At 53.8% G+C, this 19,454-nt stretch carries 13 protein-coding genes; 1 reads left to right on the top strand and 12 read right to left on the bottom strand.

The window, feature by feature from the left end:
• Positions 1-96: 96 nt before the first annotated feature.
• The 12 genes from JW814_04395 to asnS all read right to left on the bottom strand — a co-directional run bounded on the left by JW814_04395 (position 97) and on the right by asnS (position 17,284).
• On the bottom strand, positions 97-1,101 hold the full coding sequence (locus tag JW814_04395) for an ATP-binding cassette domain-containing protein (GenBank protein ID MBN2070679.1): 1,005 nt from the start codon (positions 1,099-1,101) through the stop codon (positions 97-99).
• A gap of 14 nt (positions 1,102-1,115) precedes the next feature.
• Positions 1,116-2,093 (bottom strand): ABC transporter ATP-binding protein, encoded by a 978-nt coding sequence (locus JW814_04390; GenBank protein MBN2070678.1) that lies wholly within the window; start codon positions 2,091-2,093, stop codon positions 1,116-1,118.
• A 12-nt stretch (positions 2,094-2,105) separates the two neighbouring features.
• Positions 2,106-2,969 carry an ABC transporter permease gene (locus JW814_04385; protein MBN2070677.1) on the bottom strand — a complete coding sequence of 288 codons (864 nt, stop codon included), beginning with the start codon at positions 2,967-2,969 and terminating at the stop codon, positions 2,106-2,108.
• Positions 2,970-3,033: 64 nt separating this feature from the next.
• Positions 3,034-4,014: an ABC transporter permease gene (locus tag JW814_04380; protein ID MBN2070676.1), complete on the bottom strand. Its 981-nt coding sequence runs from the start codon at positions 4,012-4,014 to the stop codon at positions 3,034-3,036.
• Between the two features lie 5 nt (positions 4,015-4,019).
• The gene (locus tag JW814_04375; protein ID MBN2070675.1) at positions 4,020-4,820 is read right to left on the bottom strand and encodes a lipoate--protein ligase family protein; all 801 of its coding nucleotides are present in this window, start codon (positions 4,818-4,820) and stop codon (positions 4,020-4,022) included.
• A gap of 35 nt (positions 4,821-4,855) precedes the next feature.
• Positions 4,856-6,298 carry an aminomethyl-transferring glycine dehydrogenase subunit GcvPB gene (gcvPB, locus tag JW814_04370; GenBank protein MBN2070674.1) on the bottom strand — a complete coding sequence of 481 codons (1,443 nt, stop codon included), beginning with the start codon at positions 6,296-6,298 and terminating at the stop codon, positions 4,856-4,858.
• Positions 6,295-7,650: an aminomethyl-transferring glycine dehydrogenase subunit GcvPA gene (gcvPA, locus tag JW814_04365; GenBank protein ID MBN2070673.1), complete on the bottom strand. Its 1,356-nt coding sequence runs from the start codon at positions 7,648-7,650 to the stop codon at positions 6,295-6,297. The genes gcvPB and gcvPA overlap by 4 nt, the downstream gene beginning before the upstream one ends.
• 32 nt (positions 7,651-7,682) lie before the next feature.
• On the bottom strand, positions 7,683-8,066 hold the full coding sequence (gcvH, locus tag JW814_04360; GenBank protein MBN2070672.1) for a glycine cleavage system protein GcvH: 384 nt from the start codon (positions 8,064-8,066) through the stop codon (positions 7,683-7,685).
• A 27-nt stretch (positions 8,067-8,093) separates the two neighbouring features.
• Positions 8,094-9,203, bottom strand: coding sequence for a glycine cleavage system aminomethyltransferase GcvT (gene gcvT / locus JW814_04355; GenBank protein ID MBN2070671.1), 1,110 nt, complete (start codon positions 9,201-9,203; stop codon positions 8,094-8,096).
• A 56-nt stretch (positions 9,204-9,259) separates the two neighbouring features.
• On the bottom strand, positions 9,260-12,157 hold the full coding sequence (uvrA, locus tag JW814_04350; GenBank protein MBN2070670.1) for an excinuclease ABC subunit UvrA: 2,898 nt from the start codon (positions 12,155-12,157) through the stop codon (positions 9,260-9,262).
• A gap of 42 nt (positions 12,158-12,199) precedes the next feature.
• Positions 12,200-15,832 carry a tetratricopeptide repeat protein gene (locus tag JW814_04345; protein ID MBN2070669.1) on the bottom strand — a complete coding sequence of 1,211 codons (3,633 nt, stop codon included), beginning with the start codon at positions 15,830-15,832 and terminating at the stop codon, positions 12,200-12,202.
• 156 nt (positions 15,833-15,988) lie between these two features.
• Entirely contained in the window at positions 15,989-17,284 is a 1,296-nt protein-coding gene (gene asnS / locus JW814_04340) for an asparagine--tRNA ligase (protein ID MBN2070668.1), read from the bottom strand.
• Between the two features lie 242 nt (positions 17,285-17,526).
• On the opposite strand from asnS, the gene JW814_04335 reads away from it, so the two are divergent.
• Entirely contained in the window at positions 17,527-19,452 is a 1,926-nt protein-coding gene (locus JW814_04335; protein ID MBN2070667.1) for a hypothetical protein, read from the top strand.
• The last annotated feature ends 2 nt before the right edge of the window (positions 19,453-19,454 follow it).

Raw genomic sequence — 19,454 nt, 5'->3', positions numbered from 1 at the left:
AACGCATCTGTCCAGTGGTCAGACTTCCCCGTACCTGTCTTCTTCGGTTGTTACGCTGTTTTTATTGAGTGAAATCGCTTACGTAATCGACGATCGTCATGAATGGAGCCAGCATCGTACCGATCTGCCATCTTCGCCGGTCTTGAGATCCGGCATCTCCACGAGGCATCGATCCATCGCGTGGGGACACCTCGTGTGAAAGGCGCATCCAGCGGGAATATCCACGGGGCTTGGCAGGTCTCCCCTGATAGCCGCCCTGATCTTCCTGCCGGTCGGCCTGATCGATGGAATCGAGGCAAGCAATCCCTGCGTGTAGGGATGGAGCGGCTCGGAGAAAAGATCTTCGGAAGAGGCTGATTCGACGATCTTACCCATGTACATCACGGCGACCGAGTCGCTGATGTGTCCGACAACTCCAAGATCGTGCGCCACGAAAAGGTACGTCAGCCCGAGAGTCGACTGAAGATCCCTCAGCAGGTTGATTATCTGGGCCTGGACCGAGACGTCGAGGGCCGAGACAGGTTCGTCAGCGACGATGATCTTCGGTTCGACGGCAAGAGCCCTCGCGATACCGATGCGCTGCCTCTGCCCGCCGGAGAATTCATGAGGATATTTTCCAGCTGCGGAAAGGGGCAGACCGACCTTCTGAAGGAGCGACTCCACTTTTCTCTTTATCTCACTGCCGCCAGCGAGCTTGTGTATCCTTATACCCTCGCCTATCGTACTTCCGGCGGTAAGCCTCGGATTGAGGGATGAATACGGGTCCTGGAATATCATCTGGATCTTTCTTCTCGATTTGCGCAGATGCCCGCCTTTCAGCGCGAGGAAATCCGTCCCGTCGATCTCTATCGACCCCTCGTCCGGTTCTTCAAGCCTCAGAAGAACCCTCGAAAGAGTACTCTTCCCGCAACCGGATTCGCCGACGAGTCCAAGTGTCTTTCCTTTCATCAGGGAGATGTCCACTCCGTCCACCGCCTTGATCACGACTTTCCTGTTCAGAAAGAAAGAGGAAGAAACGTTGAAATATTTCTTTATCCCCGAAGCCCTCAGTACCGGTTCTTCTTCAACGGCCTTCTGCGCGCGCGGTTCCCCTGTACCCATTCCGGCACGATCGATCATCTTGCCTCCCCCTCGGAAAGCCAGCATTTTACGAAGTGTTTTTCACCCGTCATGAACAGTGGCGGGTCGTTCAGAAAACATCTCTCCTCCCTTTTCGGGCAACGGTCGCTGAACCTGCATCCCGATGGAAGGTTCATCGGATCGGGAACGCGGCCGGGTATCACCTTGAGCCTCGCCTTCCCGGCTTCAATCCTTGGGATCGAAGCAAGAAGCCCCTCCGTGTAGGGATGCCTCGGATCGGAGAAGATATCGGTAACGGGCGCTTCCTCGACCGCCGTACCGGCGTACATGATAATCACCCTCTCGGCCATCTGAGCGACTACCGAAAGATCATGCGTGATCAGCAGAACCGCCATCGACATCCTCTCCCTCAGGTCGACTAGAAGTTCCATGATCTGCGCCTGGACGGAGACATCCAGGGCCGTGCTCGGTTCATCGGCTATCAGGAGTTTCGGCTGACAGCTCAGGGCCATCGCGATCATTACTCTCTGCCTCATCCCCCCGCTCATCTGATGAGGATAGCTCGAATACCTCCGATCGGGATCGGGGATCCTGACAAGCCGGAGCATCTCCACAGCCTTCGCGCGCGACTCCCTCTTTCCCAGCCGCTGGTGAAGGCCGATCGCTTCGCGTATCTGTTCTCCACAGGTGAAAACCGGATTGAGGCTGGTCAGGGGTTCCTGGAATACTATGGCGATATCGTTTCCCCGGATCTTTCTCATTTCCTTTTCCGGGATCGACAGGAGGTCTTTTCCTTCAAAAAATATCGAGCCTCCGGTGATCCTTCCCGGAGGATCGGAGATCAGCCTCATTATCGAAAGTGCCGTGACGCTTTTACCGCATCCCGATTCTCCCACAAGACCGACCGTCTCTCCATGGCCGACCTGAAACGAGAAGCGGTCTACCGCTCTGGCCCGTCCCTCGTACGTCTGGAATTCGGTCGTCAATTCCCTTACATCGAGCAGTCTGTCCATATCGTCCCCACGTCAGGTGAACTGGACCGGATCGAACGCGTCCCGGAGCCCGTCTCCGAGGAGGTTGTATCCGATGACCGTTATAATTATAGCGAGACCTGGAAATGTAGAGACCCACCAGGCATCGAGCAGGACCTCGCGGCCCTGGAAGACCATCTGACCCCAGCTGGGAGCGGGGGGCGGGACTCCCAGGCCGAGAAAACTCAGCGCCGCCTCGGCAAGGATTATCCCTCCGATCCGGAGAGTGGCTGAAATTATTATCACTGTCAACGTATTAGGTATCAGGTGTCGCAGAATGATCCTTCTTTTTCCCGCGCCTAGCGCCTCGGCGGCCGCCACGAATTCCTTTTCCTTGACAGTCAGTATCTGCGCCCTCACAAGCCTTGTAGTCGCCATCCAGCTTGTCGCGCCCAGAAGTATAATGATCAGCCAGATGGAACGCGAAAAAAGAGCGATGCATGTAAGGAGGAGAAAGAGCCTCGGTATCGCCATCAACGCGTCAACGATCCGCATTATTATCGAATCGACTACACCTCCGGCATACCCGGCGAGAGCTCCTACCGCCGTTCCTATCAGCACGGAGATGGCGACAGCCACGAATCCGATCGTTAGCGATATCCGCGATCCGTAAAGGACGCGGGCGAGGATATCCCTTCCGAATTTATCAGTTCCGAGCGGATGACCGCTTCCCGGCGGAAGATGCCGCATCGAAGGAAGATCACCGTGGCTTACCGGATCGCCGGTCACTATGAGTGGCGCGAAGATCGCGGCAAGGTAGAGCGTGAGCACTATCACTGCTCCTGCCATCCCCATCGGGTTCGATCTGAATCGGATCCATCCCGACGACCACAGACTCTTCCCTTTTTTCCTTTTCATATCTGATCCTCGCGAACTCTCCATTACCGCGGGTCTCCCCTGCCCCCCGCCGGTGGTCCATTTCCTATCGGCCTGAACCTTTCCCCGAAGCTATCCTCGGATCGAGAACGGCGTATCCGACATCGGCGGCGAGGTTTCCCAGGATCACCATCACCGTGACGACAAAATTCACCGCAAGAACGACGGGATAATCCCTCGAAAAGATCGAATCGACCATAAGGGCTCCCATCCCGGGCCATGAAAAGATCTTCTCTATTATTACCGCTCCTCCGAGAAGAAAGGGCAGGCTCATACCGATTATTGTGACGACAGGTATAGCGGCGTTCCTGAAGGCGTGCTTCAGATAGACTGATTTCTCGGGCAGCCCCTTGGCCCTGGCGGTCCTGATATAATCCTCTCGCAGGACATCGAGCATGCTGCCCCTCATATACCGGGCCATCCCCGCCGCTGACGCTACTCCGAGAACAAACGCGGGGAGGATGAGGTGAGCGGCTCTGTCGACGAAAAGGGCGAAACCACCTGGATCAGAGACACCTATCGATTGCATATGCGATGAGGGAAGGATCTCGAACTTCAGCGAGAAGAGCAGGATCATCATAAGAGCGAGCCAGAACGAAGGTATGGAATAGACGAATAACGCCCCGACAGTGCTCAGCCTGTCGAAAAGCGTATATCTTCTTACCGCCGATATCATGCCCAGTGCCATGCCGATGACTATATACAGGGAGAGAGCGGCCACCGTCAATCTCAGCGTGTTGGGAATAGCCTCGGACAGGAGATCCCTTACAGGTCTGTTGAATCTCAGGCTCACTCCGAAATCTCCCCTGATAAAACTGTTCATCCATCTGAAGTACTGTTCCAACAGGGGCCTGTCGAGGCCGAGCTGCTCCCTCATCATACGGACCGTCTCGGGAGAAATATCCGGATCGTCATATTTCGCCATCGGATCGCCGGGCGCGAGATGCATAAGAAAAAATGTGATCGTCAGCACGATAACGACCAGAAGGACCGATTGAAGCAACCTGCCGGCTATGAACCTTCCCACCCTGGTTACACCCCGCTTCCCGCCGGGGAAAGGGACCCGGTGGCCTTTTTTTCCGTCATCGAAGCGATCACTCTGATATCTTCCTCTGAAAAGACAAGTGGTTCAAACACGATCTCGAATCTCTTCCGAAAAGCATCGATCATCGCCGCGGCAAAATCTCCTCGAGCGGGCCTTCTTCCCGTCTCCTCCTCGATATTCGTCACTACAGAGTCAAGGGGTGGAAGATCTCCCGGCAGATATTCCACGATCCTTTCCGAGCCCGGCCCGAGCAGGACCGATCCGTGCTGGAGGAAAGAACCGGACCGTCTTCTTTGCGCACTCCCCACTATCTTTCTTCCCCCGGCGGTGATCTCGTGCCTGCTTGTAGAGACCAGACAGGGAGAGACCCCTTCCTTATCCCTTTTAAAGGACCTTCCTCCCGATATCCTCGCTTCGACGCCGAAGAGACGGATCGCGTCGACGATGGCGTAAGAAATGCCAAGGAATGTCTCCTGCAACCCTGCCGGGAAAAAGACACCGCCAAGCGGCGCTGTCACTGAGTAGGTGAGTTCGCCGTCATGAAGAAGAGCCCTGCCACCTGTTATCCTTTTAAGCACATCTACCCGGCCGCGCCTGGCTGCTTCGAGATCGACGACCCGCGCGATATCCTGGTGGAATCCAACGGTGATTGCCGGAGGATCGAAAGAATAGAGCCGCAGGACCGGGCACTTCCCCCATTTACCGCGGTTATCCAGGAGATACTCGTCGACCGCCATATTGGCAGCCCCGGTAGAAGGGGGATCGTCAAGAAGATACCATCGATTCATCAGGTTCCTTTTCGCGATGCCTGCCCGGAGCAATATCATTCACTGTTTTCAAGCGGCCAGCATAGCTCGGGATTCCTTGCCGCTGCCGCCTCGTCGAGACGCCTTACCGGAGTGGTAACGGGCGCTTCGTGCAGGATCCCGGGATTATTCCTCGCTTCACCGGCTATTTTTTCCATTACATCGGCGAAATGATCGAGAGTCTCCTTTTTTTCAGTCTCGACAGGTTCTATCATCAGAGCCTCTTCGACGATCAGTGGAAAATAGACGGTCGGAGCATGAATCCCGTAATCAAGCAGTCTCTTGGCGACGTCGGTCGTGCGCACGCCGTATTGCTTGAGGTTCCTGCCGGATGCGACAAATTCATGCATGCACGGACCCGGATATTTAAGATCGTAGTGCCTGCTGATTTTTTTCATCAGGTAATTAGCGTTGATTATCGCGTTCTCTGCGACCTCCCTTATACCGGTAGCGCCCAGAGCGATTATATAAGCGTAAGCCTTGACCAGGACATTGAAGTTGCCGTACCACGCGTGCACTTTCCCCACGCTTTTTTCCATATCCGAGAAAAAGGTATATCTTTCCCCCTCCTTAAGCACCCTCGGCACCGGCAGGAAATCTCCGAGATGGCTTCTCACGCCAACGGGACCAGACCCGGGGCCTCCACCACCATGAGGGGTGGAAAATGTCTTGTGGAGGTTAAGATGCATTATATCGATCTCAATATCTCCCGGCTTAACGATTCCCAGAAGAGCATTCATGTTCGCCCCGTCCATATAGACGAGAGCTCCCGCCTTGTGGACGATCCCTATGATCTTTTTTATCTCTTTCTCAAAAAGACCCAGGGTATTCGGCAGAGTCAACATGAAGACAGCCGTCTTGTCGTCTATTTCGCGCTCGAGGGCCTCGATATCTACCAGTCCGTCATCGCCCGACGGTATCGTTTTCGGGGTAAATCCGCAGATCACCACGCTCGCCGGATTCGTCCCGTGAGCGGAATCAGGGACAAGAACAGTCTTTCTATCTTCCTTCCTGTCGCGAAAATAGTCGCGCGCTATCATCATCCCGGTCAGTTCGCCGTGCGCCCCGGCGACAGGCTGAAGGCTGAAATGATCCATTCCCGTTATCTCGCAGAGAGATGATTCCAGATCGTAGATCAGCTGCAGGGCTCCCTGCACGTCCGTCTCGTCCTGCAGGGGATGAAGTCCCGTGAAGCCTGAAAGTCCGGCTATCTCTTCATTGACGACGGGATTGTATTTCATGGTACAGCTGCCGAGGGGATACATCCCCTTGTCGATATGGTAATTCTTCGAGGCAAGCTCTACGTAATGCCTTATTACCTCCTGTTCGCCGACAACGGGAAGCGAGGTCGGCGTCTTCCTCGTCAGAAGCATATCGAGCCCCTCGACCGGACAGTCGTTCCGGGGAATGAACGAACCGCTTTTTCCTTCGTAGAATCTCTCAAAGATCGTTCTGCTCATACCCGGACCTCCTTCCCTGCCGCTATGTCGCGGAAAAGTTCAAGCTCTGCAAGAGAACGTTTTTCAGTCACCGCGACCAGAACGGCCCCTTTCCCCAGTTCGGGAAAATCATCTTCAAGCGAAACGCCTCCGAGTATCCCCGATTTCTTCGCCCTGGAAAGAAATCGAGATGCGGGACCGTCGAAGCGGACGACAAATTCCTGAAAGAACTGTTTGCCGAACGGAAGTGTCACGCCGGGGAGGCCTGAGAGCATCTCATAGAGTCTGTGGCTCTTTGCCGCGCTCTGAAGAGCCACTTCCCTGAATCCGTCGTCCCCCATGGTGGAGAGATAGACGGCTGCGGCGAGGGCGCATAATCCCTCGTTGGTACAGATATTCGACGTCGCTTTCTCACGCCTGATATGCTGCTCGCGAGTCTGAAGGGTCATCACATATCCTCTTTTTCCCTCGGAATCGACGGTCGCGCTGATCAGGCGCCCGGGACACTTGCGGATATATTCTTTCCTTGTAGCCATAAAACCGAGCAGGGGACCTCCGAACGACTGGGGAATACCGAGTGATTGCCCTTCTCCGACCGCTATATCGGCTTCATATTCACCCGGAGGAGCTACCAGGGCGAGCGATACCGGATCGACGAGCGCGATCAGCAACGCACCTTTTCCATGAGCCAGGGACGATACGGCTGAAGCATCTTCAAGCAGGCCGAAATAATTGGGCTGAGCGAGGATTACCGCCGCGGCTTTTTCCGAAAGAAGCCTCTCTGCTTCATCAAGATCAACAGTACCATCATCCTTCCATGGTATACTCTCGATCGTTATATGGCGGCCTGCCGAGTAGCTTTCAAGTACCCGGCGGATCCTCTGCGAAAGCGCCGCGGGAACGAGCACCCTGTCGGTCCTCTTGATCGCGCAGGCCATCAGCAGTGACTCTGCCAGGGAGGTCGCGGCGTCGTACATCGAGGCATTCGCCGCGTCCATCGCCGTCAGCCTTGTTATCATCGTCTGGTATTCATATATCGCCTGAAGGGTGCCCTGGCTGACCTCAGCCTGGTATGGAGTATACGATGTGTAGAACTCGCTCCTCGACAGGACATATCTTACCGTCGCGGGAATATATCTGTCATATATCCCCGCTCCGAGAAAGGAGGCCATCTCCGAAGCGGGACTGTTTCGGCGCGCGAGAGCGGCGCAATGGCTGACTACTTCAGCCTCGCTCATCGGAAGACCCAGCTTGAGATCGCCTTTGACCCTGAGTTCTCTGGCGACCGGCTCGATAAGTTCATCGAAAGAAGAGACCCCTATATAACCGAGCATCTCTTTTCTGTCACGGTCGGTATTCTGAACATAGCTCATCTGCTCATCCTCTTGGTTTAGCTTTTCTGTATTTACTGACTCTCACCAAGAAATTCCTGATATTTCTCGTGGTCCAGCAGGTTGTCGAGTTCACTCATATCGCTCATCTTTACCTTGATGAACCAGCCATCCTCGTAAGGACTCCTGTTTATGATCTCGGGATCGTCGATAAGGTCCCCGTTCACCTCTATCACCTTTCCACTGATCGGTGAAAATAGCTCGGCGACGGTCTTGACCGCTTCGATAGTGCCTACAGGGTCTGTCTGCCTTATCTCCGAATCGACCTCTGGAAGTTCTACGTAGACTATGTCCCCGAGTTCGCCCGCCGCATAATCGCTGATCCCTATCGTCGCTATCTCATCCTCGATAAAAACCCATTCATGGTCCTCTGTGTACAGGCATTCTTCCGGAACCATATTCCACCATCCTTTCTTCTTCACCTTCTAATCGTTCACGTGACTCGCGTAAAACGGCATCCTGGCCCTCGCGGCACTGACCGGTCTGTTCCTGATCTCAACAGCCAGGCCCGAAGCATCTTTCGGAAGCGACCGCTCTACCAGGGCCATCGCCAGCCCCTTTTTCAACGTTGGAGAAAAAGTCCCCGACGTGACTTTTCCAACTACTTTTCCATCGTGCAGAACATTGTAACCCTGCCGCGGAATACCCCTGCCCTGAAGCTCAAGCCCGATCAGTTTCCTCCCCGAACCGGCTTCTTTTTCGGCAACAAGGGCTCCGCGCCCGACAAAATCATCCTTTTTCAATTTGACGACCCAGGAAAGCCCCGCCTCAAGAGGCGAAGTATCCTCGTCTATCTCGTGCCCGTAGAGACAGTAGCATGGCTCGAACCTCAGCGTATCTCTCGCGCCGAGCCCGATCGGCGCCGCCCCGTATTCACCACCTTCCTCAAGTAGAAGGTCCCAGACAGATGCCGTCATATCCCAGGGCAGATATATCTCGTAGCCGACTTCTCCCGTATACCCGGTCCTCGAAAGAATGATCTCGCTGCCTTCATGTTCGAAGGTAAAAAACCGGTAATACCCCAGTCCGGCAAGCTTTGCCGAAACGGGAGCACAGAAGGAACTGCCAAGCAGGAGATCCCTTGAAGCCGGCCCCTGGACAGCGATCTGTCCGTAACCGCTCGATCTGTTTTCGATCCTTACGTCGCCTTTCTGTATCCCGAGCAGATGCTGGTATATCTTTCCCGCGTTGACCGCGTTGACGACAAAGAGGATCCTCGACGAGGAAAACCGGTAGACGAGAAGATCGTCAAGTACCTTTCCCTTTTCGTTGCAACATACCGTATAACATATCTGCCCGTCGTCAAGCTTTGAAACATTATTTGAAACGGCAAAATCGGCAAATTCGAGGGCTGACTCACCCGTTATCTCGATCTCGCCCATATGGCTGACGTCGAAGAATCCTACCTTGTTTCTCACCCTCTCATGTTCGGCGACGATCCCTTCAAAAGAAACAGGCATCATAAAACCGGCAAAATCGACTATCTTTCCTCCCGAATCGACGTGCGACTGGTAAATCGGTGTTTTTAGCGCCATAAGTCACTCCCGTTGTAAGACCGGCTTCGCGCGAACCGTGCGGCGCCGGACAAGTTTCAGTGCTTCCCTTTTTTATTCCCTGCTGCTTCCGCCTTTCTTCCGGAAATGACAGCCTGATCCTGTTGCCCCGCTCTATTGACAGGCCTGAGCTGGTCTTTCAGCATCTTTCCTGTCCAGGAACTGTCGCATCCTGTTATTCCAGCCGGAGCTCCCGCGTATATCACTTCTCCTCCGCGCTCACCCCCCTCGGGGCCAAGGTCGATTATATGATCGGCATGCCGGATAATATCGGGATTGTGCTCTATGACAAGAACCGTGTTCCCCCGATCAACAAGCCTTCCCAGAACAGCCATAAGGAGTTTGACATCCTCGAAGTGCAGGCCGGTACTCGGTTCATCGAGAATATAAAGGGTCTTGCCCGTTCCGACCTTGCTTAGTTCCGAGGACAGCTTCACTCTCTGCGCCTCGCCCCCCGAAAGAGTAGTCGCAGGCTGTCCCAACCTTATATATCCCAACCCCACATCCTGAAGGACCTGGAGCTTGCGTCTTACAGAAGGGATATTCTCAAAGAAATCTATCGCTTCGTCAACGGTCAATTCCAGTACTTCGGCAATATTCCTGTTTTTGAAGAAGACCTCGAGCGTCTCCCTGTTGTATCTTTTACCCTTGCATTCCTGGCAGTGCACGTAGACGTCCGGCAGGAAATGCATCTCTACCTTTATCATCCCGTCCCCGCTACAGACTTCACACCTGCCCCCTTTTACGTTGAAACTGAACCGTCCCGGTCTGTATCCCCTGATCTTCGATTCCGGAAGCCGTGAAAAAAGATCTCGAACAGGCCCGAAGATTCCTGTATAGGTAGCCGGATTCGATCTCGGGGTCCTTCCTATGGGGGACTGGTCTATATTGATCACCTTGTCGATATTTTCCGCGCCGTCGATTCCGTCATGGGGACCGGGCAATTTCCTGCTTCTGAAGAATCTTCTGTGCAGCGCCCTGAAGAGTATATCGTTGACCAGGGTGCTTTTTCCCGAGCCGGAGACGCCAGTGACGCATATAAGTTTTCCGATCGGGAAGGCAACGTCAATATTCTTCAGGTTATTCGCTCTCGCTCCCCTGAGGACCAGGTCGACACCGCTTCCTTCCCTCAACGGCGGGCCGGAGTCTGAGACGGTATCGGTCCGCAGGAACCTGCCAGTGAGGCTTCCGGCAGTCTCGATTATCTGTTCCGGAGAACCGGCGGCCACGAGATACCCTCCATGCTCACCCGCGCCGGGACCGAGATCTATCACGTGGTCGGCGGCCAGGATCGTCTCCCTGTCGTGCTCTATCACAATAACGGTATTTCCCGCATCCCTCAGTTCCTTCAAAGTAGCTATGAGACGGGCGTTATCCCTCTGGTGAAGACCGATCGATGGTTCGTCGAGAATATAGAGGACTCCGACAAGCTTCGATCCTATCTGCGTTGCAAGCCTGATCCTCTGAGCCTCTCCTCCGGCGAGAGTACCGGCCGACCTGTCAAGAGCAAGATAATCAAGTCCGACATTCTTCAGAAAATCAAGTCTTGAAGTGATCTCTTTCAGAAGAGGTTCTCCGACTATGCTGTCATTCCCGCTGAATTTAAGGTCAGAAAAGAATTCTGCCGCGTTGTCTATCGTAAGGTGGGATATTTCGGCTATATTCCTGCCGGCCACAAGGACGGAAAGGCTCTCTTTGCGAAGCCTGCTTCCTCCGCATTCACGGCAATCGGCCGATATCATGTATGTCTCAATCCATTTTCTGACCGCCTCGGAACCTGTCTGATGATATCTGCGCCTCAGGTTGGGTATGATCCCTTCCCACCGGGTCGTGTATTCACCCCTTCCCTTTTTAAAATCATAGTGCACAGTGATCTCGTCGTCGGAACCTTCCAGGATGATCTTCCTGTTTTTTTTCGACAACCTCTCGAAAGGAGTATCGAGAGAAAACCTGAATAGCTTGCTCAGAGCTTCAAGCCTGAGCCTGAACCAGTTATCCTTTATCAGCCCGACCGGGGCGAGCGCACCTTCGCGGATACTGAGCGAGCTGTCCGGGACGACCAGCTCCATGGAAAAATCGATCGTGGTTCCGAGACCGTGACATCCCTCACACGCTCCATAAGGAGAATTGAAGGAAAATATCCTTGGCGATATCTCCCCGAGTCCCCCTCCGCACCATGGACATGAATATTCGAGACTGTACAGGGTCTCATCTTTTCCCTGCTCGACGAGTATCACGCCGCCTCCAGCCACCGCGGCGGTCTCCGCCGAATCGGAGAGCCTCCGTTCGATCCCCGGCCTGATCTTCAACCTGTCGACTATGACCTCTATATCGTGTTTTCTGTTTTTATCTATCTTTATATCGTCTCCGTCAAGGCCGAATACCTTTCCATCGACCCTGACGCGCGTATAACCATCTTTCGACAGTTTGCTCAGCAGAGCCCGGTGTTCTCCCTTTCGTCCCCTGACGACCGGAGCCATGATGACAAGGGCGGAACCTTCCTGGCTTTCCATGATCCTGTCTACTATCTGTGATACCGTCTGCCGGGAAATCGTCCGGCCGCAACCGGGGCAGTGGGGAGTACCGGTGCGCGCGAAGAGGACCCTCAGATAATCATGGATCTCGGTAATAGTGCCGACGGTGGAACGGGGGTTGCGCGAGGTCGTCTTCTGGTCGATCGATATTGCCGGAGATAATCCCTCGATGGAATCGACGTCGGGTTTTTCCATCTGTTCAAGAAATTGCCTGGCGTAACTGGACAGCGACTCGACATACCTGCGCTGGCCTTCGGCATATATCGTGTCGAACGCGAGAGATGATTTTCCTGAACCGCTCAGGCCGGTTATTACGATAAAAGCGCCCCTCGGCATCCTGAGGGTAAGATTCTTCAGGTTGTGTTCGCGGGCTCCCTTGACAACAAGGTATTCACCGGTCATCTTGTCCTACCTCTTGCCGGAAGCGATGCGTGGGCCCCTGCGTCAATCTCCGGCCTCGTCTTTCTTTTCCACGCCATTGATCCTGTCGAGCGCTTTCCTGGCTATGGAGCCCCAATCGGAGTTCTCACCATGAGCATTGACTATCCTCTCATATATCTGAACCGCCTGTTCGGTCTGCCCAAGCCTCTCGTAACAAATAGCCGCCTCCAGCTTGGAGGTGATCCCCCACATACCACCTGTCCTCAGGTACGGGACCCTGAGAAATTCTCTGACTGCTTCCTCGCACCTGTCAAGGTTCTTCAGGCTGATCCCCGCCCAGTAATGCGCTCGGCCTCTCTGTTCTTCATTCGCGGCGATCCCCGGTATCCTGACATATACTTCCCTTGCCAGTTCAAACCTGCCCGATTGTGAGTAACAGAATCCCAGGTTGAAGAAGAGTTCGACAATATCTTTATGTCCGGGGAATCTTTCGCACAACATGTACCATGCTTCACCGGCTTTTCCCCACTCTTCGAGCTCCTGGTTTATCATCGCCATATTTTTAAGCGCCATGAAGACGAACGCGTCGTCCCTGGACGCTTCCGCCGCAAGCGAGTAGTTCTGCGCGGCGAGATTGAGATTTTCCGACTGGTAATGAGCCGATGCCAGCTTGAAGTAAGCTTTGTCAAGAATCGGCGTGTTGGGGGATTCCCTGAGGAACAGATTGAGCTTATCTATCGCTTCGGCGTTTCCGCCGCGCTTCAGATCACAGACTGCGATATGATAGAGCGCTTCAGCGGCCGGTCCTGTTCCCGGAAACCTGCTCCTTAAAAGCTCCAGAGTCTCTCCGGCCTTGTCACAATGGCCGTTGGCAGCTTCCATCTTTCCCTTCTCGAGCATTACGGCGGATATCCCTTCGCATCCCGGAGAATATTCAAGAAGACGCTGGAGATCCCTCGATCCCTCCTTAATATTTCCATCGCGGAACCGGGCGCTTGCCATTCCGGTCAGCACGCGGCACGTATCGATCCCTTCGAATCTAATCGCGTCTGAAAAAGCTTTTATGGAACCGGCGTAATCACCTGTCTCATACAGGACTTCGCCATAAAGCACCTGATTGATCCCTTTTCTTTCGATCTTTACCAGCTCTTCTATCAGGACCCTCGCCTCTTCGGCTTTTCCCCCGGCGAGGAGATTCTCGCCAAGCCTGGAGAGGACCCTCGCTCGGAGGCTTTTTGACAGGTTTTCGTCAGTCGACAGGGATACGAGGATCGAGTCGCTGCGGTCATATTCTCCGAGCCTCTGAAGAGTGATCGATTCCCTGTAGGCCGCTTCATCGGCAAGCGGACTTTCGGGGTAGAGGCTTCCCAGAAAACTGTATGCCTCTTTCGCTCCAGTGAAATCCTGCAGGTAATAGAGGCAATCCCCGATCCTCAACTGGCACTTCGACCTTATCGGACCGGGTGACGGGGAATCGAGAGACCTCGAATAGGAGTCGAGCGCCTTTTTGTACTCCCTCATCGAGAGAAAGAGCTCTCCAAGATCGTACAGGACAGGGGCTGTCCTTTCATCGCCGCTGTTTTCGTCGACAAAGGAGGTCAAAGCCCGGGCCGCCGCTTCCTGCTGCCCTTTCATCCTCAACAGGTACCCTGTCTTAAGAAGGGCTTCCTTTCTGAAAGAAGCCGGCGGATCGCCTTGAAGTATACTGCTGAAGACGACGAGCGAACTGTCGACAGCCCATCCTTCTCCGGACCTGGCTCTGTCATAGAGAAGATCCGCTTTAGTCGAGACCGCCCACCACATATTCTCCCCGCTGCGGTAATACCCCGTAAATTCATCGAGTCTCTTTATCTGGTCTTCAAGATTCCAGTCTCCGAGCCTGTTTTCCAGATAAGCCCTGTGGGACAGGCCTCCCCAGTATGTGCCTGGTGCCCGGCTTGCTACTTTCGACCAGAATCCGACCGCGTCACCCAGGAGTCTTTTCTCTTCCTTTCCAGCGAGGAGAGATTTCTCATAGATCCTTTTTTTTGATTTTCCCTTGTAATAAGCCACCTTCATCCATAGGGAATCGGGCAGGTCCGTTTCTTTCAGCCGGTCGAAAAACGCGAATGCATGCTCAGGCCTGTCCGCCTTATCGAGAAGGATTATTCCGACATCGACATACCTCTCCGTTATCGAGGCGGATCCTGCCGCGATCCGTGCCAGGTCCGATATCGGATCTCCGCTTTTACGGTCGCGCAGCCGCAGTATCGCCATCCGCTCTTTAGCTTCTCCGGAATATCTTCCATCGGGAAATACACTCAGCAGCTGATCGAACCTGTCCAGTGCCCTTGTCGCGTCCCCGATCCCGTCGAGCGTGCTCGCAGATCTCCACAGAGCTTCCTCATGAGTCTCCAGACCATCTTCGAGCGCGATGACCATATCCCAGTATCTCAGTGCCGACAAGGTATCGCCTGATCCCTCTATCGCCAGTGAAGCCAGTTGGTTGAGGATCGAACCATGTTCGGCGCGCCTGGCGTCCTCGATGAGAGCGAGTTGCAACCTTGCCTCTGCTTCCTCACCGCGTCCGTCCTCGATAAGGAGCTTCGCTTCGAGTCGCAACGCCTCCACGAGCAGAGGCGAACTGCTCCACCGGTGCCTGAATTCCCTGAGCTCCTCGAGGGCTTTCCCTTTCTCCGCGCGGGAAGCAAGGATCTTTCCCCTCAGAAGACTTACTGCTCCCGTCGAGTCCTGCCCCGTCCCCTCTCCTCTCCATCTGTCGATGAGAGTAAGCGCTTTTTTAGTTTCTCCCAGCTCCCAGGCCGATTCAATCGCTTTTCTGTACACATCCGGACGCGAAGGCGAATCGGGGAAATCGTTCAGAAAATGTTCCGATTCCCTGAGGAAAGAAGGGATGTTTCCCTCAGCGCCAGTCACATCAAGGATTCTCAGAACAGCCTTTTCCCTCAGGATATCTTCCTTGTAACGACCGGCGGCTTCCTTGAAAAAATTCCCCGCGGCAGGATACTCTCCTCTGGCGAACGCGTCTTCCCCCAGCCGCATAAAAGCCAGGGCTGCTACCGGTGATTTTGAATACTCCGAGGTAAGTCTCTCCAGTACCGAGGCAGCTTCGAGGTCCCTTCCGATCTCCTGAAGAGAGGCGGCAAGGTTGTAAAGGGCTCTCGGCTGAAGTCCGGGGAAATCCTTCGAGTCGGTGAGTCTTCTCAGGACAGAGGCCGCTTCATGCGGCTCTCCCGCCATCAGTATCGACTCTCCGGCGGAAAGAAGAGCCTGGCCTACCAGCGGACAATCGGGATATACTTCATCTATCATCAGGAATTCGTCAGCCGATTCCCTGTATCTTTTTAATACCTTGAAGATGTCGCCCCTGTAATACCTTGCCTTGCACGCATCTTTATGGCCTGAGTATGAAGTGAGCATCGTTTCAAAGACATCGAGAGCTTCGCTCGCTTTTCCGGCCTTCATCCACGATTCGCCCGCGTTGAACAGGGCGTCCGGCCTGAGGACGCTTCCGGGGTATTTCTCTGAAAAACGGATATATTCCTCCGCCGCGGCGATATACATCCCGTCGCGCTGAAGCCGGCTGGCAAAACGGAAATCATCCGTCTCTCCAGCCTTTACCGCGGAGGTCAGGGGTGGCAGAATAAAAAACAGCAGCAGCGCTGCGTGAAACCCGTTCAAAGATCGTCCATTCAAAGAAATTCCTCCTTGAAAGAGGAAGAAAAACTAAAAAAGTATTAGTAAATTAGCAGATGGGCCCTGCAAGGTCAACAGGGAAGCTGCGCCGACCCGACCTTTCTCCCGCCGGAAGGAGTCACCTGGCGGTCCGGCTGGCGCGCCTGACGCCATCGGCTACGGAGAAAGCCTGTTGATCAGCCTTGGGAATGGGATCGTCTCTCTTACATGCTTGATCCCGCATATCCAGGCGAGCGTCCTTTCGACACCGAGGCCGAAACCTGAATGAGGAAAGGTGCCGTATCTTCTGAGATCGAAATACCAGTCGAACGCCTTTTCAGGGAGTCCGTGCTCTTTGATCCTTTTCCTGAGAAAATCGAGATCGTACGCTCTCTGGCCTCCACCGATTATTTCCCCGTACCCTTCCGGCGCCAGAAGATCTACGGAAAGGCTGAGATCCTTGTCATCGGGATCCTGTTCCATATAGAACGCCTTGATCGCCGCCGGGAAACGGTGGACAAAAAATGGCCTGTCGTAATCCTCTGTCAGTACGGTCTCGTCATTCCCCCCGAAGTCTCCTCCGGTCTGGAATTCGACCCCTTTCTTTTTGAGGATGGCAGCCGCCTCCATGTATGAGACCCTGGGAAACGGCGGCTGGACCTTTTCCAGAGGAGTAACATCCCTCTCAAGAACATCGACGAGCGTGGAGCGATGATCCTCGAGGGCACGGCCGACTATATCGACTATAAAATCCTCGGCAAGCTGCATGATATCGTCAAGATCGGCAAAAGCGACTTCAGGCTCCACCATCCAGAATTCTATCAGATGCCTTCTCGTCTTCGATTTCTCCGCCCTGAACGTGGGACCGAAACAGTATACCTTTCTGAAAGCGGCCGCAGTCGCTTCGTTGTAAAGCTGCCCGCTCTGAGTAAGATACGCCTTGTCCCCGAAATAATCGGTCTCGAAAAGGGTCGTCGTCCCCTCGCAGGCGTTCGGGGTGAATATCGGCGTATCGCAGAGGATAAAGCCCCGGTTGTCGAAAAAATCCCTTATATACCGGATGAGGCTTGCCCTGATCCTGAGAATCGCGTTCTGCCGCGAACTCCTCAGCCAGAGATGCCTGTTATCCATGAGAAAAGTGCTGCCATGTTCCTTCGGGGTGATCGGGTACTCCTCCGCCACCTGGATGATCGAAAGACCCGTCACTCCAAGCTCAAAACCCCCCGGCGCCCTTGAATCCTCGCGAACCATGCCTTTTATCTCGATCGACGATTCCTGCGTGATCGTCTTCGCCGCCTCGAACTGCTCATCACCGACAAGAGTCTTTTCCACTATGCACTGGATTACACCCGTCCCGTCGCGGAGTTGAAGGAAGATTATGCTGCCGCTGGAACGAAAATTATATACCCAGCCTTTGAGAAGTACTTCCTGACCACTGAATCTGCTTATTCCTGAAATCTCTGCCGGCTGCATCGCCTTATCCCTCTTTCTGTCAAAACAACACGAACAGTCAATATATATAAATATGCTATATATCTATGTAACACCCGGAGAGGCCGGTGTAAATGATGAAATACCACAGTCGATGATTATCTCAGTCGTCTCCCCTTACGGCATGATAATTGCCGATGTGGAATCAAAAGGACCTGTGAGGCAGATACTACTGCTGGAAATGGCGCTTTTTGATCATGAAAGGCATTAAGGTACAACAAGTTATGGCGCGAAGGACAGTCACCGCTATTATCTGCGTATTTCTCTGCAGTGCATTATGCGATAATATTTTCGCTAACTCATTGGAAAATATATCCAACCCTGTCTTGAGAGAATATTCGGCAGAGCGGCTTCAGGAGGGTGCGCCTTCTCTTGAAACAGCGTCAAGGGTGATATACAGCGAAGCGGTAAGACAACTCGACGCTGGAAATTATGAAAAAGCCAAAGGATTGCTGATCCTTAGTGGCTCTGTCTCCGGGAGCAATCCGGATCCTTTCTTCACTCTCGCCCGGGTGGAACTGTTGCGAGGTTCACCCGATTTTCTGTTCCACCTTATCGAAGGGTTTAAACATCAGGCCTGGAGTCTCCGCAACCAGGGACTTCTCGCGCTCAACCTCGCGATACATCTCGCCGCCTCGGCTCTAATAGCGCTCGCGTTGACGCTGGTCATAATGATCTTCAAATACTGGCAATTCATAAATCACAAGACGCAGGAAGCGTATTCGAAAAAATATTCATTCCCTCCTTCGAAATATATCGGGATATTGATCATCATCTCGCTGCTGGTGATGCGGCTCGGAGCGGCGATCTATATAGCTATACTTATCAGCACTCTGTGGATGTTCATGACAAGAAGGGAAAAGACCGCTGTTACTTTCCTCGTCATAGTCACAGGGATCATCTCCGTCACTGCTCCACTCTCCAACATGGCAATACCGGCGATCGACCGGAACAGCATAACCGGCAGGCTGGCCCTTCTGAACGAATCGGGCGGAAACCAGGGGCTCATCGATTCGATCGACAAAATCGAAGGCGCGCGGTTCGAAGGAGCGAAAGAGTTCGCGCTCGGAACGCTGATGTACAGGATCGGACGATACGAAGAAGCAAGGACACATCTGCTTGCTTCGGTCTCTGCCGACGGAAGTTTCGCTCCCGCCTATCTGAACCTGGGAAATGTCTATTTCATGCAGGCGGATTATAACAAGGCGCTGGCCGGGTACCAGAACGTCCTTGCGATCGATTCGACGAACGCGGTCGCTCACTTCAATATAGGTCAGGCGTATATCAACAAGATGCTCTTCGCCGAATCAAGCAGAGCGCTGAAACAGGCCAGTTCGCACGGGATCGAGAAATTCAGGGATTATCACCCATCGACCAGGTTGAGAGATCTTTCGGTCTATGACCAATCCTTCCCTAACCGGTACCTGTGGTCGATGGCAAAGGATGAAGCTGCTCTTTACGATACTCCCCTGATAGGAGAACTCTTCAGGCCCTGGCTGCTTTTTCCATTCAGATGGCTGGGGTACCTGCTGGGCGGTTCGATATTTCTCGGTATTTTCATCAGCGGCCGGATATCGGGTGACTGGAAAGTATTCAGATGCGCTAACTGCTCAACGGCGACCTGTCCATCCTGCTCGAATCAGGATACCGGACTTTCCCTTTGCGGCGATTGCACAAACCTGATCAACGGACTCTCTAGCGTAAAGGTGATGGAAGCTCTCCTTAGACACAGAAGACAGAAGATCGGACCATCGGGAGGCAGCAAGGCGGGATGGAAAGTGATGATCATCCCAGGCGCTGCCCGCATCTGGTACGGCAGAACAGGTTCGGGCATATGCCATATGATCGTTGATTCCGCCGCGATCCTCACTCTCGTCTGGTCCGGTTTCTATTTCAAGGATCCGCGCGTGCTCATTGCCCCTTCCCCGGTCATAAGGATAGCTCTCCCCGTAATCATACTGACCCTGAGTTACCTGACGACTCTGAGAATAAGACCTGTCCAGGATCAGAAGAACTTCAAGATACTACCTCCCGAATTCCTGCCTGAAGAAAAGCAGGAAAGCAAAAAGAACGCTATGGCTGAAGACACGGTCGAAGAAAAGACCGGGGCGGGCCGGGAGAATTTCGAGGCATTCCTCGATTCACTATAGAG

It is taken from the genome of Candidatus Krumholzibacteriota bacterium, assembly GCA_016932415.1.
Taxonomy (GTDB): Bacteria; Krumholzibacteriota; Krumholzibacteriia; order Krumholzibacteriales; family Krumholzibacteriaceae; genus Krumholzibacterium.
This window is presented reverse-complemented; position numbering and strand designations above follow the sequence as displayed.

Excerpts from the sequence above, each read along its gene's own strand:
- JW814_04385 (MBN2070677.1), bottom strand. The coding sequence starts at position 2,969 with ATGAAAAGGAAAAAAGGGAAGAGTCTGTGGTCGTCGGGATGGATCCGA.
- gcvH (MBN2070672.1), bottom strand. The coding sequence starts at position 8,066 with ATGGTTCCGGAAGAATGCCTGTACACAGAGGACCATGAATGGGTTTTT.
- JW814_04335 (MBN2070667.1), top strand. The coding sequence starts at position 17,527 with ATGGCGCGAAGGACAGTCACCGCTATTATCTGCGTATTTCTCTGCAGT.
- gcvT (MBN2070671.1), bottom strand. The coding sequence starts at position 9,203 with ATGGCGCTAAAAACACCGATTTACCAGTCGCACGTCGATTCGGGAGGA.
- JW814_04375 (MBN2070675.1), bottom strand. The coding sequence starts at position 4,820 with ATGAATCGATGGTATCTTCTTGACGATCCCCCTTCTACCGGGGCTGCC.
- gcvPA (MBN2070673.1), bottom strand. The coding sequence starts at position 7,650 with ATGAGCTATGTTCAGAATACCGACCGTGACAGAAAAGAGATGCTCGGT.
- JW814_04395 (MBN2070679.1), bottom strand. The coding sequence starts at position 1,101 with ATGGGTACAGGGGAACCGCGCGCGCAGAAGGCCGTTGAAGAAGAACCG.
- gcvPB (MBN2070674.1), bottom strand. The coding sequence starts at position 6,298 with ATGAGCAGAACGATCTTTGAGAGATTCTACGAAGGAAAAAGCGGTTCG.
- JW814_04390 (MBN2070678.1), bottom strand. The coding sequence starts at position 2,093 with ATGGACAGACTGCTCGATGTAAGGGAATTGACGACCGAATTCCAGACG.
- asnS (MBN2070668.1), bottom strand. The coding sequence starts at position 17,284 with ATGCAGCCGGCAGAGATTTCAGGAATAAGCAGATTCAGTGGTCAGGAA.
- uvrA (MBN2070670.1), bottom strand. The coding sequence starts at position 12,157 with ATGACCGGTGAATACCTTGTTGTCAAGGGAGCCCGCGAACACAACCTG.